The sequence below is a fragment of the Stenotrophomonas sp. 86156_Sma genome, assembly GCF_056481625.1.
The window spans coordinates 2,640,476-2,667,470 of sequence record NZ_CM151157.1; the positions used below are offsets into that span (position 1 = coordinate 2,640,476).

Annotated in this window: 20 protein-coding genes and 1 pseudogene; 7 read left to right on the forward strand and 14 right to left on the reverse strand. The window is 64.7% G+C overall.

Annotated elements, in window-relative coordinates; translation table 11 throughout:
- Positions 1-67: 67 nt before the first annotated feature.
- The 8 genes from ACZK33_RS12320 to ACZK33_RS12355 all read right to left on the reverse strand — a co-directional run bounded on the left by ACZK33_RS12320 (position 68) and on the right by ACZK33_RS12355 (position 11,826).
- Positions 68-2,716, reverse strand: coding sequence for an excinuclease ABC subunit UvrA (locus ACZK33_RS12320; protein ID WP_423173952.1), 2,649 nt, complete (start codon positions 2,714-2,716; stop codon positions 68-70).
- Positions 2,717-2,850: 134 nt separating this feature from the next.
- The gene (locus ACZK33_RS12325) at positions 2,851-4,734 is read right to left on the reverse strand and encodes a PepSY-associated TM helix domain-containing protein (protein WP_423173953.1); all 1,884 of its coding nucleotides are present in this window, start codon (positions 4,732-4,734) and stop codon (positions 2,851-2,853) included.
- Between the two features lie 46 nt (positions 4,735-4,780).
- Complete coding sequence (locus ACZK33_RS12330) at positions 4,781-7,237, reverse strand: TonB-dependent siderophore receptor (RefSeq protein WP_285303335.1); 2,457 nt, start codon at positions 7,235-7,237, stop codon at positions 4,781-4,783.
- A 108-nt stretch (positions 7,238-7,345) separates the two neighbouring features.
- Complete coding sequence (locus ACZK33_RS12335) at positions 7,346-8,383, reverse strand: FecR family protein (RefSeq protein WP_423173954.1); 1,038 nt, start codon at positions 8,381-8,383, stop codon at positions 7,346-7,348.
- The gene (locus ACZK33_RS12340; RefSeq protein ID WP_423174052.1) at positions 8,380-8,982 is read right to left on the reverse strand and encodes an RNA polymerase sigma factor; all 603 of its coding nucleotides are present in this window, start codon (positions 8,980-8,982) and stop codon (positions 8,380-8,382) included. The genes ACZK33_RS12335 and ACZK33_RS12340 overlap by 4 nt, the downstream gene beginning before the upstream one ends.
- A 204-nt stretch (positions 8,983-9,186) precedes the next feature.
- On the reverse strand, positions 9,187-9,867 hold the full coding sequence (locus ACZK33_RS12345; protein ID WP_423173955.1) for a DUF3313 family protein: 681 nt from the start codon (positions 9,865-9,867) through the stop codon (positions 9,187-9,189).
- Between the two features lie 254 nt (positions 9,868-10,121).
- The gene (locus ACZK33_RS12350) at positions 10,122-10,532 is read right to left on the reverse strand and encodes a hypothetical protein (RefSeq protein WP_012511082.1); all 411 of its coding nucleotides are present in this window, start codon (positions 10,530-10,532) and stop codon (positions 10,122-10,124) included.
- A 175-nt stretch (positions 10,533-10,707) separates the two neighbouring features.
- On the reverse strand, positions 10,708-11,826 hold the full coding sequence (locus ACZK33_RS12355) for an AraC family transcriptional regulator (protein WP_478453388.1): 1,119 nt from the start codon (positions 11,824-11,826) through the stop codon (positions 10,708-10,710).
- Positions 11,827-12,172: 346 nt separating this feature from the next.
- On the opposite strand from ACZK33_RS12355, the gene ACZK33_RS12360 reads away from it, so the two are divergent.
- From ACZK33_RS12360 to ACZK33_RS12380, 5 genes are all read left to right on the forward strand, one after another.
- Complete coding sequence (locus ACZK33_RS12360) at positions 12,173-13,261, forward strand: efflux RND transporter periplasmic adaptor subunit (protein ID WP_256200921.1); 1,089 nt, start codon at positions 12,173-12,175, stop codon at positions 13,259-13,261.
- Positions 13,258-16,305, forward strand: coding sequence for an efflux RND transporter permease subunit (locus ACZK33_RS12365; RefSeq protein WP_121503300.1), 3,048 nt, complete (start codon positions 13,258-13,260; stop codon positions 16,303-16,305). Before ACZK33_RS12360 ends, ACZK33_RS12365 begins: the two co-directional genes overlap by 4 nt.
- Positions 16,302-17,837, forward strand: a complete 1,536-nt coding sequence (locus ACZK33_RS12370; protein WP_423173957.1) for a TolC family protein — start codon at positions 16,302-16,304, stop codon at positions 17,835-17,837. The genes ACZK33_RS12365 and ACZK33_RS12370 overlap by 4 nt, the downstream gene beginning before the upstream one ends.
- Positions 17,838-17,913: 76 nt before the next feature.
- Positions 17,914-18,489, forward strand: coding sequence for a TetR/AcrR family transcriptional regulator (locus ACZK33_RS12375; protein ID WP_279911804.1), 576 nt, complete (start codon positions 17,914-17,916; stop codon positions 18,487-18,489).
- A gap of 56 nt (positions 18,490-18,545) precedes the next feature.
- On the forward strand, positions 18,546-19,202 hold the full coding sequence (locus tag ACZK33_RS12380; RefSeq protein WP_423173958.1) for a TetR family transcriptional regulator: 657 nt from the start codon (positions 18,546-18,548) through the stop codon (positions 19,200-19,202).
- Positions 19,203-19,211: 9 nt separating this feature from the next.
- On the opposite strand, the gene ACZK33_RS12385 is transcribed toward ACZK33_RS12380, so the two are convergent.
- Complete coding sequence (locus ACZK33_RS12385; RefSeq protein WP_049401595.1) at positions 19,212-20,516, reverse strand: NADH-quinone oxidoreductase subunit D; 1,305 nt, start codon at positions 20,514-20,516, stop codon at positions 19,212-19,214.
- Positions 20,517-20,644: 128 nt separating this feature from the next.
- Entirely contained in the window at positions 20,645-21,526 is an 882-nt protein-coding gene (locus ACZK33_RS12390) for a LysR family transcriptional regulator (protein WP_423173959.1), read from the reverse strand.
- Between the two features lie 151 nt (positions 21,527-21,677).
- Between ACZK33_RS12390 and ACZK33_RS12395 the strand changes: the two genes are divergently transcribed.
- Positions 21,678-23,225, forward strand: a complete 1,548-nt coding sequence (locus ACZK33_RS12395; RefSeq protein WP_423173960.1) for an MFS transporter — start codon at positions 21,678-21,680, stop codon at positions 23,223-23,225.
- A 38-nt stretch (positions 23,226-23,263) separates the two neighbouring features.
- Here the strand turns inward: ACZK33_RS12395 and ACZK33_RS12400 are convergent, their stop codons facing one another.
- Positions 23,264-23,791: a DUF6622 family protein gene (locus ACZK33_RS12400; protein ID WP_423173961.1), complete on the reverse strand. Its 528-nt coding sequence runs from the start codon at positions 23,789-23,791 to the stop codon at positions 23,264-23,266.
- 88 nt (positions 23,792-23,879) lie between these two features.
- Positions 23,880-24,712 (reverse strand): annotated as a pseudogene (locus ACZK33_RS12405) (S1 family peptidase).
- 189 nt (positions 24,713-24,901) lie between these two features.
- Between ACZK33_RS12405 and ACZK33_RS12410 the strand changes: the two are divergent.
- Positions 24,902-25,180, forward strand: a complete 279-nt coding sequence (locus tag ACZK33_RS12410) for a hypothetical protein (RefSeq protein WP_423173962.1) — start codon at positions 24,902-24,904, stop codon at positions 25,178-25,180.
- Positions 25,181-25,211: 31 nt separating this feature from the next.
- Here the strand turns inward: ACZK33_RS12410 and ACZK33_RS12415 are convergent, their stop codons facing one another.
- Together ACZK33_RS12415 and ACZK33_RS12420 are read right to left on the reverse strand one after the other, a co-directional pair.
- Entirely contained in the window at positions 25,212-26,081 is an 870-nt protein-coding gene (locus tag ACZK33_RS12415) for a methylenetetrahydrofolate reductase (protein WP_423173963.1), read from the reverse strand.
- Positions 26,081-26,995, reverse strand: coding sequence for a LysR family transcriptional regulator (locus tag ACZK33_RS12420; protein WP_049422266.1), 915 nt, complete (start codon positions 26,993-26,995; stop codon positions 26,081-26,083). Before ACZK33_RS12420 ends, ACZK33_RS12415 begins: the two co-directional genes overlap by 1 nt.

A 26,995-nucleotide genomic window follows, 5' to 3' on the forward strand; every position in this document is an offset into this window, starting at 1 on the left:
ATCTGTTGATGAGTGCAGTGCTGGAACCACGTGCGTGGATTCTTCGTCAGCCGAGCATGGCTCGGCTCTACATAAGAGCCAGCTCCCTGGCAAGGAACGGCGCCGTCCTGCTGCCTTTGGCGCGCGCCACCTGTTGCGGCGTTCCCTTCGCGACGATGGTGCCCCCTGCCCCGCCAGCGCCGGGGCCGACATCAATCACCCAGTCCGCCTGTGCAACCGCGCGCATGTCGTGCTCGATCATCACCACCGTATTGCCCGCGTCCACCAGCCGCTGCAGCTGCACCAGCAGCCGGTCCGCGTCCGACGCATGAAGGCCCGTGGTGGGCTCATCCAGCACGTACAGCGTGCGCCCGCGCTGGCTGCGCTGCAGCTCGGTGGACAGCTTGATGCGCTGGGCTTCGCCACCGGAAAGTTCGGTGGCCGGCTGGCCCAACCGCAGGTAGCCCAGGCCGATCTCCTGCAGCAACTGCAGCGGCCGGGCAATGGCCTCTTCCTCGCTGAAGAACGCATGCGCTTGGTCGACCGTCATCTGCAGGACCTCGGCGATGTTGCGGTCATTCCACTGCACCTTCAGCGTGGCTTCGTTGTAGCGGGCGCCATGACAGGTGGGGCACGGCGCATAGACGCTGGGCATGAACAGCAGTTCGACGCTGACGAAACCTTCGCCCTCGCAGGTCTCGCACCGGCCCTTGGCCACGTTGAACGAGAAGCGGCCCGCGTCGAAACGGCGGCGGCGCGCGGCGGGTGTCGCAGCGAACAGCTTGCGCACGTGATCGAACAGCCCGGTATAGGTGGCCAGGTTGGAGCGTGGCGTGCGGCCGATGGGCTTCTGGTCGACCTGCACCACCCGCTGGATGGCGTCTACATCGCCCGCCAATGTGCCCCGGGTCGTTTCGATCACGGTTGGCCCGTCGGTGGGCGCGCTATCGGCGTTGTCGTCAGAAGGCTCATGCCCGAGGTGCAGCAGCAACAGCTCGGGCAGCGCCTGCGCCATCAGGCTGGACTTGCCGGAGCCGGAAATGCCGGTCACAGCCGTCAGCAGCCCCAGCGGTACCTGCGCGTCCACACCCTGCAGGTTGTGGCGGTGGATGCCCCTCAATTCCAGCCAGCTGCTGGCGTTGCGCTGCCGGCTGGCAGGTGCGGGCACCTGATCGAACAGATACAGGGCCGTGCGCGACTCCTGGATGTGGCGCAGGCCATCGGGCTCGCCACTGTAGAGCACGCGCCCGCCGTGTTCCCCTGCCTGCGGCCCCACATCCACCAGCCACTGCGCGCGGCGCATCAGCTCCAGATCGTGTTCAACCACGAATACCGAGTTTCCGCCGTCACGCAGGCGCTCAAGCGCGTCGTACAGGGCCTGGCTGTCGGCGGGGTGCAGGCCGGCCGAGGGCTCATCGAGCACGTACAGCACACCAAACAGCAAGGAACTGAGCTGGGTGGCCAGCCGCAGGCGCTGCAGTTCGCCGGCCGACAGTGTGGGCGTGGCCCGATCCAACGAGAGATAGCCCAGGCCCAGGTCACGCAGCTGGCGTACACGCGCCATGACTCCGCCTGCCAGTCGTTGTGCTGCCAGGCGCTTCTCTTCGGACAAGGCCGAGGTCAGGCGCACGTCCGGAGCGCCCTCGTGGGTCGCCTGGCCACTCGCGGCCCTCCGGGCGCGATCGCGGGGTGTCGCGCTCCTGCTGGTGCGAGCGCCCTTGCTGTGCGCGCCGAAATCACCTTGTGCGATGGGCTCCAGCAGCGCCGCCAGCTGGTCCAGCGGCAGCCGCATGAACTCACCGATATCCACGCCGGCAAAGGTGACCGAGAGCGCCTCCGGCTTCAGGCGTTTTCCATGGCAGGTCGGGCAAAGCTTGCCTTCCATGTAGCGCGAAACACGCTTGCGCATCAGCGCGCTCTGGGTGTTGGCAAAGGTGTGCAGCACGTAGCGGCGTGCGCCGGTATAGGTGCCCATGTAGCTGGGCTCCTGCTTGCGCTTGAGTGCGGCACGGGTCTCTGCGGGCGTGAAACCGGCATAGACCGGCACGCTGGGCGCTTCCTCGGTGAACAGGATCCAGTCCCGATCCTTCTTCGGCAACTTCTTCCACGGCACGTCGATGTCGTAGCCCAGCGTGACCAGGATGTCGCGCAGGTTCTGGCCATGCCATGCCGGCGGCCAGGAGGCGATGGCGCGCTCGCGGATGCTCAGCGAGGGGTCCGGAACCATCAGCGCTTCGGTCACTTCGTAGACATGCCCCAGGCCATGGCAGGTGCTGCAGGCACCCTGTGGCGTGTTGGGCGAGAAGTCCTCGGCGTACAGCATGGGCTGGTTGGCCGGGTACGCACCCGCACGCGAGTACATCATGCGCACCAGGCTGGACAGCGTGGTCACGCTGCCCACCGATGAACGTGCGTTGCTGGCCCCGCGCTGTTGCTGCAGGGCCACCGCCGGCGGCAGCCCGTCGATGGCATCCACATCGGGCACGCCCGCCTGGTCGATCAGGCGGCGTGCATACGGCGCTACCGACTCGAAGTAGCGCCGCTGTGCTTCAGCGAAGACGGTGCCGAAGGCCAGCGATGACTTGCCGGAACCCGATACGCCGGAGAACACCACCAGTGCATTGCGCGGAATGGAGACGTCGACATTCTTGAGGTTGTGCTCGCGCGCACCACGCACCTCGACGCAACCGCTGGCGGCGGCAGCACATGACGACTCACCAAAGGGGGTGTTGGACATCGATACGATCCTGCAGGCAGTGAGTGGCGCGCGCCAGGGCGCGCCCAGTGGCTCATTCTCGCTGCTGAGAGGTGAACTCGGCGAGGGCGGCCAGGGTGACAGCCTGCATGATCCCGTGCGCCTCGCCCTCCGCCCTACCCTCGCTGCAGCACTACCACCCACACCCCCATCAGGGCACTCCCCGCCAGCAGACTCAGCCACACCTTCCCCACCCTGCGGGCGCTGAAGACGCCCACAGCAATGGCAATGAACAGCACGAACCCCAGCAGTGAACTGGCCAGGACCGAAACGGCTGTCCTTACCCCCACCAGCACGGGCAACAACAACGCCAGTGCCGTGGCAGTAACGGCGGTGAACACGTAGCCGCCCAGCGAGGCGGCCAGCACACGGCTTGCCACCTGCCAGCGATAGGCCGCTTCCCGCCCGGCCGGAGGCTTGGCAGGGCGCGCCGCCTCCGGCGCCCGTGGCCAGCGGCGCTGCAGCATCACGGCCACTCTGGCCAACATCAACCCGAATGCCAGTGCGACCAGCTCCACGCCGGCCTGCTGCCATGCTCCCCGCTGCAGGTACATCAGCAGCCCCTGCCCGGTGGTTGCCAGATTCACCAGCGGCAGCGCCAGGCACAGTGCTGCGGCCAGCCACAACTGATCGATCCAGGCCAGGCGCGGTGGGCGCCAAAGCGCGTGCAGCACCGAGGCCGCGCAGGTCAAAAGGAAAATGCGTATTTCCCACGCACTGCGACCGCTCATTTCCAATGGCAGCAACCGATTGCCATACAGGTAGACGATGCTTGCCAGCGCCACCCCAGCCAGCGATGCGACGTTGAACGCTTCCACGCAGCGGTAGATGCCCGCCGTGGCCGCGCCGAACTCATGCTCGCTGCGCTTGCGCCGCTTGATGGAGAACAGCAGCGTGCCGATGGCGATCATCGCTGTGCCCAGCAGGCCGCTGATGAAGTACAGCCACTTCATCGGCCAGCCGCCGAAATCGGCCTTGTGCAGTGCTTCGATGGTTTCGTGCACCTGTACGGCGCCAATGACATGCGGATGTGCACCATGCTGTTGCAGCAGCGCGCCGCTGGCAGCATCGAACGCCGCCCGGCTGGCCTCGGTCAGCAGATGCCTGTCTGCGCGCCCCACGGGCTTGCGACCGATCACCTCCACCACGCTGTGCACGGTGCCGGGCGCCTGGATCACGATCAGTGCCGGTGGCTGCCCGCTGATGGCGTGCGCGCGTGCCAGCAGTTGCTGCAGGTCCGGCAGTTGCGCGGTGGATACCAGGATGCCTGGCGGAGCTGGCTGCACAGGCGCCAGCTCGGCTTCGTAGCGCGCATAGGCGTCATCGGCATCGCCATAGGCCGCATGCACCGGCCACGGCAGATAGCTGCTGTAGAAGAAGGTCAGCCCGGTGTAGCCGATCATGAACAGGAACGGCAGGGTCAGCACGGCACTCAGGTTGTGCGCATCCAGCCAACTGCGCTGTCCCTTGCCCGGGCGGAAGGTGAAGAAGTCCTTGAAGATGCGTTTATGCACCACCACGCCGGACACCAGCGCCAGCAGCATGCAGGCCGTGATCCAGCCGACCAGCCAGTAGCCGGCCATGCCGCCGTGCAGGGTGTAATGGAAGGACATGAAGTGGCGCCCGCCTTCGGTTTCCCGAAGACGAGGTGGAGGCTGTGGCATGCCGGCGCCGGCATCCACCCAGCGTTCGTGCGCAGTGCCGTCGCCATCCTCCCATGACAGCTCCAGGGGCCAGCCGTGCTGCGCAGGCCAACGGATCTGCCATGCCCGGGCATCGGCGGCGTTGGCGGCCAGCCAGTGCTGCGCACGCACCGCCTGCGTTGCGGTGTCCACCGCTGGCGAGGAGACCGACACGGGGCCGGCCTCCATCCATCGCGTGATCGGCTCGCGGAATACGCTGAGCGTGCCGGTCAGGAAGATCGCGCACAACAGCCAGCCACAGGTGAGGCCGCACCAGGTGTGCAGCCACGACATGCTCTGCCGGAAGCCCGCTTTCATGCCTGCCTCGTGGCGGGCAGGCCGTTGCCCCGCCGGCTGCGGAAGATCACAGCGAGCCGCGCAGCGTCAGCATCACATTGCGGGGTTCGCCAAAGAAGTTGCCGCGGCGGATCTGGCTGATCATCGCGTAGTAGCGGGTGTCGAACAGGTTGGCCACGTTGACGCCTACGCTCCAGCGCGGATTGATCCGGTAGCCGGCGCGCAGGTCCCACACGGCACGTCCCGCTGCGCCCATGCGCCAGTCCGGGTCGTCGTAGGCCGGATAGGAATAGCTGCTCTGTGCCGATACACCCCCGCCCACGGAGAACGCGTTCCACTTGCCCGGCAGCTGGTAGGACGTCGACAGGCGCAGCAGGTGGCGGGGCGTCTCGGCGCTGATGGTCGCGCCCTCATCGTCGCGGCTGGTGACGTGGGTATAGCCCGCCATCATCTGCCAGCCCGGCGCCAGTTCGCCGCTGGCCTCCAGCTCAAAGCCCTTGCTGCGCAGCTTGCCGCCATTGCGGTAGCAATCGGACGACGCCAGCGAGCCACGGCAGCTGCCCGGGTCGGATTCGTCCACCACGGCGTTGCCGGTCTTGCGGATGGAGAACACTGCGGCGGAGACATTCAGGCGGCCATCGTTCAACTCACCCTTCACGCCCAGCTCGTAGTTGGCGCCGATGGCCGGATCCAGCACCGAGCCGGACGCGGTGACGTACGAGCTCTGCGGCTGGAAGGTATCGGCGTAGCTGGCATAGACCGACCATTGCGGACCCAGGTCGTAGACAAGGCCGGCGTACGGGGTGAATTCGTGCTTCTGTTCGTAGTCGCGGCTCTTGGCGCCGGTGAAGCCATCGCTGGACTGGTACTTCACCCAGCTCAGCCGGCCACCCAGCGTGAGGTGCAGCGGTTCTGCCAGCTGCAGGCGCAGGTTGCTGTACACGCCGCTCTGCTGGGCGCGGGCGTTTTCTGACCAGTCCCACGCGGGCTGCAGCGGCTGCGCGATGGCGCTGTGGTCGGGTGCGTAGACATCAATCGGCACGTCGATGGCCAGGTCCGCCGAGCTCTGGCGGGTACGCTGGCGCGACCACATCGCGCCCAGCAGCAGCTGATGGCTGCGGCCGAAGGCGTCGAAACTGCCGGTGGTGTGCAGGTCGATGCCATCACTGCGCACGCGCGAGCGGTTGAAATAGATGTCATAGAAGCGCGAACCGATGCCGGTGGCGCGGTCCACCCCGCCCAGCGGAACCGCGACACGCTGGTCCAGGTCCGACTCGGTGCGGTTCACCGACAGGCGTGCCTTCCAGCGTTCGTTGAAGCGGTGCTCCGCCTCTGCAAAGGCTTCGTCGACGGAGCCCTCCTGCCGGTTCCAGTCCTGGATGAGCGAGGTGGAACGCTTGATGTCCAGCGCGCCGCCATCGGTGTAGCGCGGCAGGCCGAACAGCCAGTAGCCGTCGGTGTCACTGGCCTGATGGCGCAGGCCGAAGGTCAGCGTGGTATCCGTGCCCAGATCGGCATCGATCACCCCATAGGCCACCGGCGTCTTCGATGAGGTGCCCCGCTGGAAGTAGTCGCGGTCCTGATAGGCGGCGACCAGTCGGCCGCGCACGCTGCCGGTAGCATTGAGCGGACCACCGCCATCCACCTCGACGCGGTAGTTGTCCCATGAGCCCACGGTTGCGGCCAGATCCAGATGAGCCTGGTCGCGCGGGCGCTTGCGCACCATGTTGATTGCTCCGCTGGGGTCGGCTGCACCCAGCATCATGCCACCAGCACCGCGCAGCACTTCAACGCGCTCCAGTACCGCGGTGTCGATCGGCAGCCAACCCACGGGGGCATAGACGATGCCGGCCACGCCGTCGACCAGATAGTTGCTGTCGTCCACGGTGAAGCTGCGGATCGAGAACTTGTGGTTGCCGAAGTTGCGGGCGGTCTTGGTCACACCCGTGGTCTGCGCCAGCGCCTCGTCCAGCGTGGTGAGGTTGCGGTCGTCCAGCTGCTGGCGGGTGATCACGCTGACCGACTGCGGGGTCTGGCGGATGCTCTGCCCCAGCTTGCCCAGGCTCAGTTCACGTGCCGTGTAAGCGCCATCGCTTGGGGCATTGGCGGTCACGTTCACCGTCTGCAGGGTGGTCTGGGCATCCTTGCTGCGCGCAGGCGCTGCTGCTTCCTGCGCCAGGGTGAACACGCCCGGACGGGTGGCATTGACACGCACGCCACTGCCCTCCAGCAGGCGCGCCAGTGCTTCCTGCGGCGTGTAACTGCCGGTCAAGGCCGGAGCGCGACGGCCCGCCACCGCCGATTCGCTGAACAGCACCTGCTGCCGGGACTGCTCGGAAAAGCGGCGCAGTGCGGCATCCAGCGGTTGCGCCGGAATATTGAACTGCACGCGTGCAGCCGGCTGCGACTGTGCAATGGCCGGCGCTGCCAGCGCGCTGGAAATGCACAGTGCCAGCAACGGCAGCCGCTTGGCGTGTACCCCCGTAGAGAACGCGCCAGCAACAAGTGCGCGCTTGATCTTCATGTACCCCATTACCGCTCCATCATGCTTGGCCGCTACTGGCCTCACTGGGGTAAACGGAAAATGGCGGTGGGGTGGGAACCCGCGCCGGAAGAAATTTTCGTTCCGGCGTCAGCGGGTCACAGGCCGTTCGTCGATGCGGTAGCCGCCCTGGGCATTGCGGGTCACCTGCACCGGCAACAGATCCGGCAGTGCTTCCAGGAAGGTGGCCGGGGCATCGGTGGCTGCGTAGCCGGAGACCGGCAGGAACTTCAGCCCTGGCTGGCCCAACGTGACGGGATGGCCCAGATACTGCCCGACCTCCTGCGCCACTTCGTCCAGCGGGGTGCGCCGGAACACCAGGCGTCCATTGCGCCAACCGCCAATGCTGTCTGCGCTTGCGGCGATGGGGCGATAAGCAGCGGTGAGCGTGGTAACGGCCAGGCCCTGTTCGGCGCGCAGGCTGACCGGCGAGGCACCTTCGGCGCGATCCGGCTGTACTCGCACGTGCCCATGCAGCACCTTGACCACGACTTCGCCCGGCCCATTGCGCACATTGAAGGCCGTGCCGACCACCGTCACCCGGCTGCGCTGGGCATCAACGGTGAAGGGCCGGTCGGCCGCCGGGGCGACCTCGAAGAACGCCTCGCCCTGGCTGAGCACCACTTCACGGCGGGATCGATAGAAATGCACGGCCAGCGTGCTGCGTGCATTGAGCGAAATCCGTGAGCCGTCCGGCAATTGCAGATCACGTATCTCGCCCGCGCCGGTGGCCACGTCCTGTACGTAGCTGGGCGCGGCGTACCAACCGTAGCCGACGTACCCCAAGGCCAGCATCGCCACGGCGGCAGCCGCCGCAATGCGGGGCAGGCGCCACGAGCGTGCGCGCCGCCCCGCCCTGCCCCGCCGTTGAATGACAGGTACTGCTGGGGTGATCACCGCATGCGCGTCCGAGGCCAGTACGGGGCGTGGCAGCTGGCCCAGGTCGTGCCAGGTTCTGGTCACATCGGCGAACGCCTGTCGATGTGTTTCGCTCTCGGCCAGCCAGTGCTGCAGGGCTGCCTCGTCCTTCGGTTGCCAGTCCGCATCCTGCCGCCGTACCAGCCACGCGGCCGCCGCCTCATGCAGGGCAAACGGGTCGGAATCTGCGGGAGAAGGGAGATCGGTCATCGGCAGGGAAAATCAGCATCGATGGCAGGCGCCAACGCCTCGCCCGCCTTGGTCGGACGATGCAGTTCCTGCATCTGTGCCAGAGACGCATAGCGTACCCGCACTTCGCAGTAGGCAACCGCTCGCGACAGGTGCTTGACCACCATGCGGCGGGAGATCTGCATGCGAGCGGCCACGTCCTCCTGGGTCAGGCCATCGAAGCGGCAGAGCACGAAGGCCTCGCGTTGACGTTCCGGCAGCTCGGCCAGCGCTTCTCGCAGGCGCTCCAGGCGCTGCCGCTGGGCGCTGAGCTGCAACGGGCACTGTGATTCATCGCTGGTGATGGCCTGGCCCGCATCCTCGGCATCTGCCAGTGGCAGGGTCTGGAGACGGCGGCCTGCGGTGTGCTCACGATACTCATCGGCCACGGTGTTCATCACCGTTCGCCGGAAATAGGCGCCTTGCTGGTCGCACGAGGCCAGTGCAGGGTTTGCCGCCAGCCATTTGACTGCACCGTCGTGCAGGGCGTCCTCACCGTCCGTACCTCTGACACGCGCAAGGCTGCGCAGAATGGGCCCGCGCCAGCGGGAATAGGCTTTCGCAAGGAGGTTCCCGCCCATTGGCGAGGCGTCTTCCGGAATGCCCGCCTCCGTGGACGAGGCCCGATCCGCGTTGCTGCCCGTGCCCCGGCCTAGCGTGGACACATCACCCTCAGGGCAAATGCCAGCGGTCTGCACAGGTGGGGCGGGGAATTCACGTCGGGAGCCGGAGTTCTGGCCGCCATAGGCGGCGGAAGGGGTGGGATGCCGCAAGTGTAGTGAGAGTCATTTGCAATTGGAACTCCCTACCCCCTCCCTTTCCTGCAGCCGCGGTTCGGATGAGGCCTGGGAACCGGGGTGAAGCGCACGGCAGTTGCGCTCTCCGGGAAGCTGCCGTGATCGCACCATTGGCGCGATGAACTCCACCGCCTCAATCGCGAACCGGCCTGCAAGCGCCTTGGCGTGACCGTCCGGGGTGTAGCTTTTCCGGATGTCCCTCATATCGGCTTCGTCGGCGAGCAGCAGCAGTGCTACCTGCCTGCCAGTGTCTGCGTCGATCGCCTCGATCTCGAGGGAAAGCTGCCCCTTGCTCACCGGTCCCATCAGGACCGATGTGGCAATGTTCAGGCCGACAGACACCTCCTTCACCGAGGTGATCCTTGCAAGCAGCAACAGCCCCGTTCCCGGCCGCCCTGCCCCGCTCCAGCCCAGGCGCCTGTCGATCTGCCGCTGCAGCTGACTGCTTACGGCAGTCTTGAGGCGATCACCGACGCCCGGGCTCAGCGTTGCAGCTACCTCTGGCATCAGCAGGACGGGGGCGAGAGTCACCGTCTGGAAGTGCCCGTGCGTGCTACCCGCTGGCACGATCTCCATCCGACGCTCCCCGTGGATGCTGAGACCTGCATAGGTCCTGGCCTGGTTTGACCTGACCACATGCACCGGACTGCATGCGACCAGCAACAGCATTCCCACTCCTGCGAGGAGCCGCGGAACCCGCCGCCACAAGCTGCCTTTCGCGGCGCGTCCGGAACCGGATGTTCTGGCCAGAGTGGCAGTTCGATCGCCGCCTGATGAATGACTACGCCAGCAGGGAATTGCAGAGTGCATGACTTTCGCAGGTTGAGTGGAACGGAATCAATCGAGGTCGAACATCCCCCATGTGCGGGGCTCGCCTTGGCCGGTCCGGAATGCCGGGCCCGACGATTGCAGGGTGTCGGCAATCACCAATGCAACATGTGCTTCGGATCGAACAGCACGCACGACACTGCCATGATGATCACGACAAGCACCGCGAATCCTGTGGCAATGGCGCCTCTGAGAAATCCAATTCGGATGAGGATGTGCTTCAACAGGGCCACCTCGCCAAGCAGCAGGACAAAGAGAAGTCCTGCTTGTGCTGCGGCAAGCAGCGCATAGACCAGTGCCCAGCACCCCCATGCGATGGCCGCCACACGAATGACGGACGCCGGAACGTCCATCAGCAGCCCCACCACGATCAGCATCGTCACCGCAATGGTGATCGTGCGCATGTTCTCAGCCACGTTCTTCAACGTGGCGCCTTCGCGCGCCAATCGATCGACCTCAAGGAATCTCGCCGCGAGTTTCGATTCAAACAGCCGTATGCGCTTCATGGTTCTACCCAGGTGAAGGAGGGGTGGCTGGAGAGGACTGCACACGCACTGGTGCAATGGACTACAGACGCGCAACCACCACCGGCAGCACGGCCCGGCGGCAGCCCCGACGTCATTGGGTGGCCCGGTCTCTACCGATGGCTACCCGCCGTGCTGGAACCAGGGTGGATGCTGTCTACCTGGATTCCCGGAACTCGGTTGGCAGGCAACCCGCCCAACGCTTGAATGCGCGGCGGAATGCACGGGCGTCGGAGTATCCAACCGCGTCTGCAACTTCGGCGATGCTCAGCTCTGAGTTCAGCAGGAGATCGCGGGCCCGCTCATACCGGGCCTCATCGCGGAGTTCCCGATAACTCGAATCCTGGCGATTGAGCCGGCGCCTGAGCGTTCTCTCGCTTACATTGATCAGGCTTGCGAGTTCGCTCTGCCGGGGGGTCGTCTCGATGTCGCACCGCAGGTGGCTCGACAGCGATTCGACAATTTCATTGCGCACGCCCCGCATTGGCAGCAGCGTGTCGAGCTGGTCGCGTACGATCTTCGAGTTGATCCGGTCGAAGCCTGGCAGCCGCACACTCAACCAGTGTGAGTCGAAGGTCAGGCGGTTGATCCCTGCATCAAAGCACACCGGGCACTGGAAGAACCGCCGGTAGACGTCCGGATCGGAGGGCTTGGGTAGGGAAAAGTCGACCCGTAGCGGTGCAAAGGAGGGGCCAATTAGGTACCTGCTGACGGCGACGAACCCCGCGAATGCATCCTCCACAAGAACGGATTCCAGCTGGATATCAAAGCGCCGGAATCGGACCTCCATCCGGATTTCACGACCCGCTTCCTCGATCGTGTGAATCAGCATGGCGCCGATTGCCTGCTGGTGGCTGAGCCCATAGTTCAGGGCTTCCCCAAAGGTCTCGCAAGTGAGCATCGCCAGGCCGGGAACACCCCAGGAGATGGGTGTCTGCCGGGCTCCCAGGGCGAGGCCCAATGCAGGTTCGTCCAGCAATCGTTCTGCGCGCATGAACAGCTTGCGCATCTGTCTGTAGGACAGCCTTACATCTCTCATCGAGAGATCGCGGTACGTGAAACCAAGCCCGCGGCACAGCTCTTCCGGCGAGAAACCCCGTTCTTCAACAAGCCCAAGGATGGCCCTGGCTCCGGTCGGCACGATTTCTGCGATCTGCGATTCGTGCGTTGAGCCTGGATCGTCGGAGGGGTTCAGAGACGTCGCGTCCAACGCGAGTTCCTCACCGGGCTCACGCCAGTCCATGGAGGTCGGCAGATTCTTGGAGATGGCAGCCATCACGTTTCGAAGGGGCGTTTCGCAGTCCCCATAGTCATCCCGTGGGGGACTGATTTCAATGCAGGAGACCGCGCGTGGCCTAAACGGCCCCCAGCGTGTCCGGTAATGCTCCTGATGGGTCCGGATGATGATCCAGCGTCGATATGACTGACTGGCTTCAGGTGGGACTGCGTTGTCCGGATGGCCGCTTTGAGTGCGCCGCCTGTCCCAGATGACCTGTACGAGCCCCGGCATGTCCGGAAGTGTCCTGTTCGTGGTCCAGGTGTCCCCCTAAATTTACGCCGCCTGCAGACCTGACCACACCGCGCTGGTCTGTGGAACTGACCACCCATACAAGGAATCGAACGTGAAAACCCATATGACCTGGTCATTGGTGCCTCGTCTCAGCGCGCTGGCCATTGCCCTGTCCGCGATGACGGGATGTTCCGATACACCAGAGAGCGGGACGGCAGAAGCCCGCACCGCGTATGTCGCCTCCGTTCGACAGGCTGCTGGCGATCAGCGCGCTTACATCGGCACCGTGCGTGCCACGCAGCGAGGACAGCTGTCCTTCCCGGTCTCCGGAAAGGTCTCCGCGGTACTTGTTGAACCGGGTGACGTTGTACGCAAGGGACAGGTGCTTGCTCGACTGGATCCGGTCCCCTTTGCAGCGCAGGAGGCGTCCGCTGCCGGCGACGTCGCACGCGCGCAGGCCGCACTGGACGAGGTCCAGCGACGCGTCGAGCGACTGGATGTTGCGCAGAAGGCTGATGCGCTCAGCCCGGCGGAGATGACCGCCGCGAAGGCCGAACTGGCGGCTGCGAATGCGGCCGTCCGCAATGCCCGCGCGCAGCACGAGCTCGCCGGCTGGTCACAAGGGGAAGCCACGCTGAAGGCAACGTTTGACGGAGTCGTGGCTGCCCGAAACGTTGAGGTTGGACAGTCCGTGGGCCCGGGCGCTGTCGCCATCCAGGTCGATGGTGCGGGCCGCGAGCTGTCTGTCGCGATTCCGGGCACAGCTCCCCTGGCTGTTGGGCAGCTGGTCAATCTGATCAGCGGCTCGGACACCGTGGCGAGCAAGGTGCTCCGTGTCGACGGCCGCGTTGATGCAGGCGGCGTGCGTACCGCATACATCGCAGTGCCCGAGGCGGCGACCGTGGGTTCGACCTGGTCGGTCCGGATCACAGGAACGGATACAGGCCCAGCCAGGCTTCAAGTGCCATTTCGGGCTGTTCTGCCGTCTGCCGTTGGCGGCAAGGGCCAGGTGCTTCGGCTGGCAAAGGATGGCAAGACGACCGAGCTGGCGGAGGTAGATCTGGGTCAGTATCACGGTGACTGGATCGAGGTGAGCGGGCAGATTTCCGCCGGCCAGCGCGTCGTGGTTGCGGGTGCCAAGGCCATCCGCCCGGGCACGCAGATCAAGCCTGTCGACATGAAGATGGGATCAGAACAATGAGCCTCTCCTCATTCTCATTGGCGCGTCCCCGCCTGACCCTGCTGGCGATCGTAGCGATCGTCCTCACCGGCCTCATTCTGGCGCTCGACTTCCCGTCCACTGAAGAGCCCCCCATCACCATTCGCACGGCGACGGTACTCAGCTTCATGCCGGGCGCCGGCGTGGACCGGGTCGAGCAGCTGGTCGCTCGCCCGATCGAGGAGAGCATTCGTGGCATGCCGGAGGTCAAGCGGATCCGGACCACTGTCCGTCCAGGCTTTGCGTTCACCTACGTTGATCTCTATCCCACCGTGGAATCGGAGAAAATTCCCATCGTGTGGCAACGGTTGCGCTCACGCATGGGGGACATCCAGAGCCAGCTTCCCGAGGGAACGATTGGCCCGGTCGTGGACGACGAATTCGGTCGGGTTGCGGTGATGACCATGGGCCTGACCGGCGATGGCTATAACGCAGGCGAGCTTCGGGCAGAAGCCCGCCGCCTGCGCGATGAACTGTTCCGGCTGCCCGGGGTGGAACGTGTCTCGCTGCACGGCGTGAGGGACGAGCAGGTCCAGATCATCCTGGACGTGCCTTCCCTGGCTGCGCGTGGGCTCAACCCCAATGTGATTGCCGATGCGGTTTCCAGGCGCAATGTGATTGCGCCGGCGGGCTACGTCGAGATCGGAGGTTCGGAGATTACGCTCAACGTGAGCGGTGACGCCGACAACCCTTCCCAGCTGAAGAGCACGCCGATACCGCTGCCGAAGGGTGGCTCGGTGCCGCTGGGTGCCCTTGCGCGAGTGGAACGGGTGACCCAGGACCCGCCGATGACGGGTGCATTCGTCAATGGCACGCCGGCCGTGGTGATAGCGGTCTCCATGGCGCCAGGACTCAACGTAGTCAGCTTCGCCGATCTGCTGCGAGGTGATGTTGAACGGCTTTCGGAAACGCTGCCGGCCGGCATGCAGCTTGTCCAGATCACGGATCAGGCCGAGGTTGTTTCCACCCAGCTGCTACGTGTTGCCAAGGTTTTCCTGGAGACCCTGGCCATCGTCATGGCGGTCGTCGTGCTGTTCCTTGGAATGAGGACCGGCCTGATTGTCAGCGCCATCGTGCCGACCACGGTGCTGGGGACGATGGCAATCATGAAGATCCTGAACATCGATCTGCACATGATCTCGGTGGGTGCAATCATCATTGCCCTGGGCCTGTTCGTTGACAACGCGATCGTGGTTGCCGAGGACATGGAGCGGCGGCTCTCGCTGGGTGAGTCGCCGGACCAGGCTGCTGCTCACGCAGGCAGCACGATGTTCGTGCCGCTTCTGGTTTCTTCGCTGGCGATCATCCTCGCGTTCATGCCGCTGGCCATCTCCAGCACGGAAACCGGCGAGTATCTGCGCAGCCTCGGCATCGTGATGGCCATCGCGCTGCTGTTGTCGCTGGTCATCGGCGTTACCCTGATTCCGCTGCTGTGCAAGTACTTTGCCCATCACCATGCCGAACTCAGCCGCACCGCACGCGCGGTCGAGCGGCTGACGGGCTGGTACCGCGGCAAGGTCCGCTGGATCCTGGGGCACAAGGCCATCTACATCGGCGTAATGGTTGCACTGCTGGCAACCTCCGGCTGGTTGTTCACCACCGTCCCCAACGAGCTGATGCCGCCGTCCGAGCGCCATCAGCTGCAGATGGCCATCGAGCTGTCCCCGGATTCCAGTCCGGCCAATACGATGGCGGTTGCTCACCAGATCAGCAAGGTGCTGGCCGACGAGAAGCTCGTTCCGGAGATCTCCAGCCACGCCCTGTACATGGGCGATGGTGGCCCACGCTTCATTCTGGCACTGAATCCCCCTACTCCTGCAGGACACCGCGCGTATGCCGTGCTGTCCCTTGCGAAGGGCGTCAAGCATGAAGCGGCCATTGAGCGGCTGCGTTCTGTGATGGCAACACACTTCCCGGATGTGCGGGTGGAGCCCAAGCGGTTCTCGATGGGGTCTTCGGATGCCGGCGTAGCGACGTTCCGCATCTCCAGCAGCGACGGCGCACATCGGATTGCCGCCGAGAAGCTGCTGCGCACGCTGCAGGACACGCCGGGGATGGTGGATGTATCCAGCGATGCCGAACGCCAGGTTGTCCAGCTTGATGTGGACGTCGATCAGCCCAAGGCCCAGGCCGCAGGCATCAGCAGCGCGGACATCGCCAAGAGCATGGACATGCTGCTGACCGGCGCAACGATCTCCCGTTATCGTGAGGGCGACACCGTTCTCCCGGTCATCCTCCGCGGAGAGGCGGCACTGCGCACGGATATCGGCCAGCTTGAGGCACTCCCGATCCAGAAGGCGGATGGCAGCGGAAGCGTGCCCCTGGGCCAGGTGGCCAAGCTTCGGTTGGCGCCGCAGCTGTCTTCAATCCAGCGAGTGAACCAGACGCGCGCGGTCACCGTGCTTGCAAAGAGCTCCGAGCTGACGGCCCAGGGGATCGCGGACAAGGTCGAGCCACTTCTTTCCGAATTCCGCAAGCAGGGCGTGCGGGTTGAACTCGGTGGCGAGATCGAAGAGAGCAAGAGTGCCAACGAAGGCATCGAGAAGCTGCTCCCGCTCTGCCTTGCTGCCATGTTCCTGTTGTTCGTATGGCAGTTCGAGAGCATCCGCAAGAGCTTGATCGTCCTGGCGAGCATTCCGTTCGTGGTCATCGGCGCGACCTTGGCACTCAAACTGAGTGGCACCAGCCTGACCTTCATCGGAACACTTGGGCTGCTCGCACTTGCCGGCATCATCGTCAACAACGCGATTCTGCTCATCGATGCGATCGACGAAGGCCAGCGCGATGGCTTGCCTCCTCTCCAGGCCATTGAAGAGGCTGCGGCCAAGCGCCTGCGCCCCATCGTCATGACCAAGATGGTCTGCATTCTCGGCCTTGTCCCGCTGCTGCTGTTTGGCGGTTCCATGTGGACCAGCATGTCGATCGTGATGATCGGCGGCCTCGCCCTTGGAACGCTGATCACGCTGGGTCTCATTCCAGCGCTGTATGCCGCGCTCTACCGCATTCACCCGACCGAGGAGGCATGATCATGGCTATTGGAAATCGAGTTGCCTGCCTGTCGATTGCTGTGCTTGTGGCCCTGTCTTCTGGCTGCGCCTCTGTGGCTCCCAGGACCGAGATCCCTGACGCCGCAGCCCGGCATCATGTGGGCCAGGCCCCCACGCCGGCGGCGCTGGATGCGGATGTCCTGCCCGGGACGCCCAACAGGCAATGGTGGAAGGACTTCTCCGACCCCAACCTGGATGCGCTGGTCAGCCTGGCCATGCGCGGGAATCATGACCTGAAGTCTGCCCTTGCCGCCGTGGTGGAAGCGCGGGCGCTGGCAGGCGCGGCGCGCAAGGACTATCTGCCGAGCGGTGCGCTGCAGGTCAAGGCCGAAGCCATGCAGTCCGCCCAGATCGAAGCGGATCCCTATCGCCAGGATCTTCCCCGGCCGCCTTCCCAGAGGCTGCTGTCCGCTGGACAGATGTTCTCCTGGGAACTGGACCTGTTTGGGCGCATTGGCACCGCCGCAGCCATGGCCGATCGCAAGGCCGATGCCGCGGCGGCTGACGCGAGATCAGCTGCCGCAGTGCTCCAGGCCGAGGTTGCGAAGAACTACTTCCTGCTCAGGATGGACCAGATCAACCTGTCCTCTCTTGAGCGGGAGGTTGAGCTGAGCAAGGCGCGCGTTGTGCGTGTGAAGGCCCGGTATGCGGCCGGGCTGGTCGATCGCAGGGAGGCACTTGCGGTCGAATCCGAACACGCCGAACTGGTGGCGCAGGAGGCGGCAACCGCTACCCGGCTGCAGGCGGACAGGGCCGCATTGGCGGTTCTTGCAGGCCGCTCGCCGACCGCGCAGGATGACGCCTGGGAGGCGTTGCTGGCCCCGGCTCCACTGCCGGCCCCACCGGATCTTGCATCGCTTGCGCAGCCGACCGACCTCCTGGCGCGGCGGCCGGACGTCGCCAAGGCCGATGCACTCCTGCGAGCAAGCCTTGGCAACGTCGTACTCGCCGAGCGCGCGCACCTTCCGCGCCTCACGCTGAATGTTTTCGGCGGCATCCTTGCACCGTTCGGTTCGCTGGGCGATTCCAGTGCAAAGCGCTTCTCGGCCGGCCCGGAGCTTCAGTGGGAGTGGCTGAGCTTTGGCCGGAAGAAGGCCAGGGAGGAAGCCGCTCGCGCCGGCAGTGATCAGAACTGGCATGCCTTCGAGCAGACCGTGCTGACGGCGCTGAAGGAGAGTGAGGACTCCCTGCATGCGTGGACGAGTTCCCAGGTCAGGATGCAGCAGGCAGTAAATGCCGAGGCACTCAGCAGCAGATCTTCGGCCTATGCCTCTTCCCGCGTGGACGCCGGAATCGAACCGAAGGATGCCGGCCTGCAGCAGCAGGCGCTGCTCGAGAAGGCGCGCAGAGCGCTTGCCGCGGCACAGGCCGAGCTGCTGATGGCCCACGTGCAGGTGCAGCTGGCACTGGGGGCATGGCAGCCCGAGAAGGGGGACCCGGAGATTGAAATCGGCAGGCCCATCGCTTCCCGGAAGAGCGCCGAAAGCGAAGCATCCGTTGCGCATCACTGACTGGCTCGAACGGCAACCCGCCAGGCCGTACCGGCCTGGCGGATCGTTCGTCGCCCGCTACATGAGGAAAACTCTCTTGAACGCTACCCACAGTTCGTCCGTGCGTGTGCCCGGCATACTCATCCGCGAAACGGCAGCGCTTATCGTCCGCAATGGCCGGTCTTCGGTGACCGTCAGTGAGATTCTCGAATGCTCGGGCGTCAGCCGTGGCGCGATGTTCCATCACTTCTACTGCAAGCAGGATCTCATCGACGCCACTTTCTCGTGCTGGCTGCAGAACTTCAATCAGGATGTGGAACGGAGAATGCGTGCCAACGGGCTCCGCTCCGGCGCATTCACCAACGCCTACGTGGAATCGGTGGTCGAGGGCTGCAGGCGGCACGACGTTGCAATGCTCTCGGCCCTGATCATCCGCCTGGACCTGACCCAGGTATCCGCGTCGCAGTGGATCGAGTGGATGAAGAAGAAGCTGGCCACCGAGCCGTCCGAGGCCGACGATCCCACGCTGAGGTCTGCGCGTCTCGCCGCCGATGGTCTGTGGCTTGGCTCACTGTCCTGCCCTGCCCCCGCCAATGAACCGAAGATCGACATTCAAACGCCGCAGATCCCGGTGCAGCGCTGTGGCCACGGTCCGTCCCATCGCCTTGTCTAAGGACGCTCAGGACGCGCGGTCGCGCGCTCATCGAACAGCAGGGATGCAACCGTGCCATGGCTAGAAGAACCAGGGAGGACGCACACGCCACGCGTGAGAGGATCCTCGATGCCGCACTGGTGTGCCTGCTGCGCCATGGGCCCGCGGGCGCCACGCTGGAGCTGATCGCCACCGAGTGCGGCCATTCGCGCGGCGCGATCTACTGGCACTTCGGGTCCCGTCAGAACCTGCTGGGTGAACTTTCCGCGCGAGGGCGGCCAGATGCACCCGAAGGACTGCGGGAAGCCGCCATCCAGCAGTGCAGTGACCCGTTCAAGCTTCTGTTTGCGGACCTGGTCAGGGTATTTGATCACACGCGCCGCACCCCACGCGTTCGCCGAACGGTTGAGCTTCTGCTGCGCTCTGGTGCATCACATGAGCTGGGCGGCATAGGCGACGTGCTCGCGGCGTGCGCGATGCCGGAGGTCCGCATGCTGGAGCTTGTATACCAGCGTGCAGGAGCACTGGGCCAGCTCCGTGAGGGCGTTGATACAGCCACTGCGGCCCGCAGCCTTCATGCGATCGCGGTCGGTGTTCTGCTGGGATCAATCCTGGAGCCCGGCATCCTCGACCTGGAGATGGGCGGGGCACGCACCGTGGAAGACCTGCTCAGGCTGCACATGGCTGTTCCCTTCGCGGCCGCCGGAGCGTGGCTCAGCCCATGTGTGGGCTGAGCCGGTTCCTCATCGATCCACTTCGCCGAACACAATGTCGTAGGTGCCAATCATGGCGACGACATCCGCCAGCATGTGGCCCCTGACGATTTCATCCAGAGAAGAGAGATGAGCGAAGCCGGGAGCACGCAGGTGCACCCGGAACGGCTTGTTGGCGCCATCGGAGATCAGGTAGCAGCCGAACTCGCCCTTGGGCGCCTCGACCGCTGCGTAGGTCTCACCTGCCGGCACCTGGTAGCCTTCGCTGAAGAGCTTGAAGTGATGGATCAGCGCTTCCATGTCGGACTTCATCTCCTGCCGGGACGGCGGCGCCACCTTGAAGTTCTGGACCATCACCGGGCCGGGGTTGGCGCGAAGCCAGTCGACACATTGGCGGATGATGCGGTTGGACTGCCGCATCTCCGCGACACGGCACAGGTAGCGGTCATAGCAGTCACCGGCGCTGCCGACCGGAATGTCGAAGTCAACGGCATCGTACTTCGCGTAGGGGCGCTTCTTCCTCAGGTCCCACGCCACGCCCGAGCCTCTCAGCATCACCCCGGTCATGCCCCAGTCCATGGCCTGCTGCGGGCTCACAACGCCAATGCCAACCGTGCGCTGCTTCCAGATTCTGTTGTCGGTGAGCAGGGTTTCGTACTCATCAATGCGGTTCGGGAATTCGCGGGTGAAATTCTCGATGAAATCGAGCAGCGACCCTTCTCTCGCGGCGTTCAGCCGCCGCAGCTCCTTCCCCTTCTTCCAGCGTGACTCCTTGTACTTCGGCATCTGGTCAGGCAGATCACGGTACACACCGCCGGGCCGGTAATACGTGGCATGCATTCGAGCGCCGGATACCGCCTCGTAGCAGTCCATCAGCTCTTCGCGTTCCCGGAATGCATAGAGCATCACGGCCATGGCGCCCAGGTCCAGCGCGCCCGTTCCGATGTTCATGAGGTGATTGAGGATACGGGTGATCTCATCGAACATCGTGCGGATGTACTGTGCCCTGATGGGCGCCTCGATTCCCAGAAGGGTTTCAATCGCACGTACGTAGGCATGTTCATTGCACATCATGGATACGTAGTCCAGCCGATCCATGTAGCCGATGGACTGGTTGAAGGGCTTGGACTCCGCCAGCTTCTCGGTACCCCGGTGCAGCAGGCCCACATGCGGATCCGCGCGCACAACGGTCTCGCCATCCATCTCAAGCACAAGGCGCAGTACCCCATGTGCCGCAGGATGTTGGGGGCCGAGGTTCATCACGTAGTTCCGGATCTCGGTATCCCGCCGATCACCGCGCACGGGAGCGGGGCCGCCCGCCGTCGTCCGCTTCATGTTCATCCAATAGCTTCCGTAGACCGAACGCATTCAGCGGAAGTGCTCAATGCTCCAAGCGTCGATGCTACTTCGACGTGGAAGGCCGGTTATGGACTGCTTGGTCTGGAATGTGCGTGCGCTGCGCTTCAGCCCACCGCGCCGAGTGCGCGGACCGAACACGCGCCATCGCCTGCGCGAAGCAATTGTTCCTCCAACGCTTCGATCGCAGGCGTCCGCACGGCTGCACTGCGCATCAGCCGGAAGCTCGCGGCGGGGAGCACAGGAAGCCCCAATCCACTGCCCGCAATCATCAGGCCATCCTGGATGTCATCCTGAAGAGCGACAGTGATGGCGAGCCCGGACTTTGCAGCCGATCGCAGGCCCTGCTGGTTCGCCGAGGTAAAGGTGACGCGCCATTCCAGGCCGGCTTCAACAAGTGCTCCGATGCACACGTCGCGATGCATGCACGGGCTGGGCGCGAGTGCGAGTGGCAGCGTCTTTTCCGGTTCGTGCTCAAATCCCGAACCGATGACCCAGACGAAACGTGTCCGCCTCAGAACCGGCCACTCAACGTCCTCCCGCAGGAACAGGTTCACCGCCAGATCAAGTGTTCCCGCCTGTATCTGTTCGCTCAGTGCCCCATAGGACTCCACGGCTACATCCAGCCGCACCGCGGGGAACCTGCGGGAGAAGCGCGACAGCATTGCCGTCAGCCGGTCGCCGGCATAGGTCTCCGGCACACCCAGTCGCACTGCCCCGGTAACAGGAGCCCTCTGGAACCGGCGAACCAGCAGGCTCTGGGCAGCAAGAATCTGCTCGGCATGTCGCAGGAAGTCTTCGCCGTCTTCGGTGAGTGTCACGCTTCTCGTGGTCCGTTTCAGCAAGGCGCTGCCCGCCTGCTCTTCCAGCTTCCGGATCTGGTGGCTGATGGCGGACTGGCTGAGGTTCATGCGCTCACCCGCCTTGGTGAAGCCGCCGGTCTCTACGACGGCGACAAAGGCGCGCAGCAGGTCGGGGTCAAAGAACACCGTGGCAATCCATGATGAAGATTGATCAATTCTATTAAATCAAATCATTTTTATCATCATGGAAGTCCCTCCAAGATGGCCGCTCACTTGAAACGCGCAGCTGCAGTCGCCCCGGCAGTGCGCCAGATCCCGGACCTGCCTGAGGAGACCCATGACTTCCCTTTCACCTGCCGCTCGAGATCGCCTGACGCTTTCTGCGGCGTGCTTGGCTTCCCTGATGTTCGGGCTGGAAATCTCCAGCGTGCCAGTCATCCTGCCGATTCTGGAGACAGAGCTTGGCAGCAGCTTCAGCGGCCTGCAGTGGATCATGAATGCCTATACCCTCGCCTGCACGACGGTGCTGATGGCGGCGGGCGCTCTGGCGGATCGGTACGGGCGCAAGCGCATCTTCGTGATCAGCCTGTTGCTGTTCGGCATCACATCCCTGGCCTGCGGCCTTGCTCGAAGCGGAACGGCGTTGATCGTGGCTCGATCACTGCAGGGTGCGGCGGGAGGCGCAATGCTGGTCTGCGTGTTTACAGTGCTTTCCCATCAGTTCAGTGACTCCGCACAGCGCGCCAAGGCCTTTGGCATCTGGGGCGTGGTCTTTGGCATAGGGCTGGGTTTCGGGCCGGTCATTGGTGCTGGCGTTGTTGTCATCAGCAGCTGGAGCTGGGTGTTCCTGGTGCATGCGCCCCTGGCAGTGGGCGCGACGGCTCTCGCCGTTCTGGGCATCCGGGAATCGTGGGCGCCAAGCCAGCGGAAACTGGACCTTGCAGGAATCGTCTCGCTGTCAGTGGCCGTCTTTTCCTTCACCTGGTACATCACCCAAGGTATTCCTGCAGGCCTTGCAAGCGCCTCTTCCATGGTGGCCGCTCTGGTTGCCGTCATCAGCCTGGCGGTATTCATCGCGGTCGAGCGCAGGGTGCCGGACCCGATGTTCGATTTTTCCATCTTCGGCAATCGGCGCTTCTCCGGCGCATTGCTGGGCTCGATGGGCATGAACTTCAGCTTCTGGCCACTGATGGTGTACCTGCCACTGTTCTTCCAGCACGGACTTGGCTACTCAAGCATCGCGACCGGCCTGTCTGTCCTGGCATACACATTGCCGTCGCTGCTGCTGCCGCCTTACGGCGAGCGTCTCGCTGTGCGCTTCGGGCCTGAACGCGTGATCCCCGCTGGGATGTTTGCCATGGGCGGCGGGATGCTCATGATGGCGATCGGTGCAGGCGCGGAAAACGCGAGCTGGTTGACCCTGCTGCCAGGCTGCATTCTTGCAGGCTCGGGCCTGGGCGTGATCAATACACCCATCACCAACACGACGACCAGTTCCGTGCCCAGCGATCGCGCCGGCATGGCATCCGGCATGGACACCAGCGCCAGATTCATCAGCCTGGCCATCAACATCGCGGTGGTGGGGTTGATTCTGGTGAAAGGTACCTACTACGCACTTGAAACGAACCTGCCCGGCGGCGACCCTTCGCATCTGCGATCGCTTGCGGAGGGGTTGTCCGCAGGTACTGCGCGGCTGGATGCGCTGGCGGCCAGTGGCCAGGCGGTGTCCCGTGACGTTGCGCATCAGTCGCTGCTTTTCGGCTACCGACTGGCCATGGTTTACGCGGGCGTTTGTGCCTGCGCCCTGGCCGTTGTCAGTGCGCTTACGTTCCGGGGCGGTCGAAGTTCGCTGGCATCGTGCGCCAACGAGTCGAACGGGCCGTGAGGGGGGGTATTAATGTGACGCGTCACGCCGCCGCGAATTCAGCCTGCGGTCTCCAGGCCCTTAGCGGCCGCATCCAGTCGCAGCGAAGCCAGATAGCGGCAGTACTTGCCGACGAAGATGCCGGTGAATCCGCCTGACAGCAGCAGGTAGGCGGCACTGAAGCCGGCGTTGCCGGTCAGCGACGGCGACACCGCAAATGCGACTTCGAAGCCGTACTTCACCAGGAAGGTGATCAGCAGCAGCGGCAGCAGGCTGAAGTCCGCGTTGCGCCAGAGCTTTCCGGTAGCGCCCTCCAGGGTCAGCTTCACGTGGCCCAGCAGCAGCCATCCCAGTGCTGCCCCGGTGCCGATGCCGGCCAACCACTCGCCCCAGGCGGTCAGCGAGGCGCCGAAGCGATGACTGATCGACCACGCGCCCCACACGGCGAACAGGACGGGCACGATCGCCAGCTTCTGTAACGAAGTCTCACCCGGTTTCATGGCGGCGATGCCACGCGTGACCAGGAACGCCAGGAGCAGCCAGACCCAGATCGGCGTCTGCGTGGTGAGTTGCTGGAGCATGTTCATGAGCGGTCGCCTTGGTGGTTGGTGGCGAGGTGCCCTCGCCTTGGCGCCCACTATTCGCTTCCGCCCGGGTTGCAGCCAGTGACAGCTGTCAGTCTTCGAGTGTTACGGGGCGGTAATCGGGCGCACTCAGGACGCTCTCGATCCAACCCACATAGCGCGATACCCGAACGTTGTGCACCACCTGCCCGTAGAAGCCGGCCTCAAGGGCATGCTCGGGAACCGCGGTGATCCAGGAGCCCGCCCCACCAGCTGCCAGACGCCGTGATCCTTGATCACCAATGGGCCGCCGCTGTCCCCGTTACCGAGCACACCTTCAAGCGGCAGGCCCTGTGGCGGGGCATCGAACCGATACCAGAGATAGCGATCATTGCCGCCGGTAATGGCGTTGTATGCCCGCCGCAGCGTAGTGCGATGCGGTCCGCCCGGCACCAGTCCCATCGCACCATTGCCAGTGGCGCCCTTCCCGATCAAGGCGGCGATCTGCGTGACCTCGGCGCTGCCGCGATACAGCGCCACGGGCTGCACGTCGCTCACTGGGGCTGTGAGCCTGATCAGCGCAATGTCATCCGATCCGGCCAGGAACGCGTGGATCTTCGCCGGGCTTCCCGTTGCCATAGCCTCCTTGCCCAATGCGTCAGGCATTCTGCTGTAGCCGGGGTGCACGAACACGCGCTCCACGCCGTAGTCCCTGCCGTTGATGGCGATGGTCAGCCCCATCCCTTCCATCGGTGCGGCATGCGCTGCCGTCAGCACCCACTGTGGGGCGATCAGAACGCCCTGCCCTTCACCCGGCATGTCGGCCAGGGCGGGAAATTCTGATCCCTCGATCCGGTAGCGGGCATCGTCCACGTCGTGGCGGATGACCACGGCCCCGGCAGCGAGCGGCAGCGCGGCAAGCGCGAGGAACAGCCAGCGGATCATGGGTGTCTTCATCCTTGCGGTCAGTCGCTGCAGCCTAGCCGAACACCTCCCGCGAAGGGAAAACGTCCGACCAACCTCACGTGTTCGACGACGAATGCCGCAGAACCGGCTACGAAACCGGGGCGGCCACGGGCCTTTAACAGCCTGCCTCTATGCTGGGACCTCATTGCAGACCCACGAGGTATGACCATGACCAAGCTGCACACCCTGATGTTGACCGGCTGCCTGTTGGCACTGAGCCCCCTGGCCTCCGCCGAGAGCGTGAACCTGACCAACAGCGCCGACGGCGCCAATCGCGATGCGGGCATCGCGGCGGTCAAGAAGAAGCTGCAGGACGCGTGCACCGACCGCAAGGGCTCGCCCGATGCGGCTTCCTTCGAGGTGGTCTTCGAGAAGACCAGCGAGAACCCAAACGTACCCAAGCCGTACTACGTGGACGGCAAGATGAAGTGCGAACTGCCGGGCTGAAGGGCCCAGCCACGCGATCATCGATAGAGCATCAAACGCTGGCGGCCGACGTGCGCCGCCGGTACCGCTCTATCCAGCCGAGTGATGGCGCAATGCCACCGAACGGGAAGAAGTGCGGGCTGACCGGACCATGGGCGTCTGTCAGCCCACTCAATAGGCGATCCACAAACACCTCTGGCCCCGCCGTGCCGAGCAGCCGGCCGATCGAGATGCCATACCGCGCCAGCATCGATGCACTGGCACTCACGCCGCACATCGCGGCGTAGCGCGCCAACCGCGCAATGCTGGCCGGCCCCGGCACGCCGACCAGCACCGGAACGGTGATGCCACGGGCCCGCAGCGCATCCAGCCAAGCCAGCACGATGTCCGCATCGAAGCCGAACTGAGTGATGATCAGCGGTGCCATGCCCCGCGCCTCGATGGCCTGGCACTTACGCTCCAGCACGCGCCAACGGTCCTCGGCGTTCATCACCGGATGCCCTTCCGGATGCCCGCCCATGGCAACAACCTTGATGCCGCAACGTTCAAGAAGGCCAGTCTCGATGATCGAAGTACTGTCGGCATACGGACCTGCGGGCGTGGAAAGATCACCGGCGATCAGCAGGCACGTCTCTACCCCCGCTTCGCTGGCGGCGCGTTCCAGGAACCGCTCAAGTGCCGCACGCGACCCGATGCGGCGGGCAGAGAGATGCGGCATCGGCTCGAAGCCGAGTTCTCGCACCGTGCGCGCGGCCGCCAGCCGGGCGTCGTCGTCCTCGCTCGCTAGGTAAGGGATCGAGATCGTCGTTCCCGGAGCGATGCGATCCGCTTCCGCGCGCAGTGCCAGCATGGCCTTCGCGCTCACTTCCAGAGAAAACGCGTTGATGAAGGCTTCCGCCCGTTGCGATCCAGGTGCGGGCATCAACGGGCTCCGCCTGCATTGCCGGCAACCGGCGTGCTGTTACGCGCCAGTTCGACGAAGGCCTGCAGGTAGTCGATACCGGTATCGGCCTCGCGCGCGCCGAGGTAGATCTGCTTGGGAATGCCCTTCGCCCCCAGGCGCACCGGCACCACATCCATGCGTGCGGCATATTCCTCCACCAGCCAGCGCGGCATGGCGGCCACGCCACGGCCGCTGGCCACCATCTGCATCATGATGTCGGTGGTTTCGATGGTCTTGTGGCGCCGCGGCGTGATGCCCGCCGGCAGCAGGAACTGGTTGTAGATATCCAGGCGCTCGAACGGCACCGGGTAGCTGATCAGCACTTCCTGGCCGAGCTGACGCGGCTTTACGTGGTCCACCTTGGCCAGTGCATGGTCCTTGGCCACCACCAGCACCTGCTCGTAGTCGAACACGGGCACGAACTTCAGGCCCGGCTTCAGCAGCGGATCGGGCGTGACCAGCAGATCGATCTCGTAGCCGAACAGTGCGCCGATACCGCCGAACTGGAACTTCTGCTTGACGTCAACATCCACGTCCGGCCAAGCCGCCAGGTACGGCGAGACGATCTTCAGCAGCCACTGGTAGCACGGGTGGCATTCCATGCCGATGCGCAGCGCGCCGCGCTCGCCCTGGGCGAACTGGCCCAGCCGCTCCTCGGCCAGGTCCAGCTGCGGCAGCACGCGATTGGCCACCGCCAGCAGGTACTGCCCGGCCTGGGTCAGGCGCAGGCTGCGGCCTTCGCGCAGCCAGACGTCGGTGCCGAGCTGCTGCTCCAGCTTCTTCATGCTGTGGCTCAGGGCTGACTGGGTCAGGTTGAGTACGCCGGCGGCAGCGGTCAGCGAGCCCTGCTGCTCGACCTGCTGCACGATGCTGAGGTGGATCCGTTCCAGCAT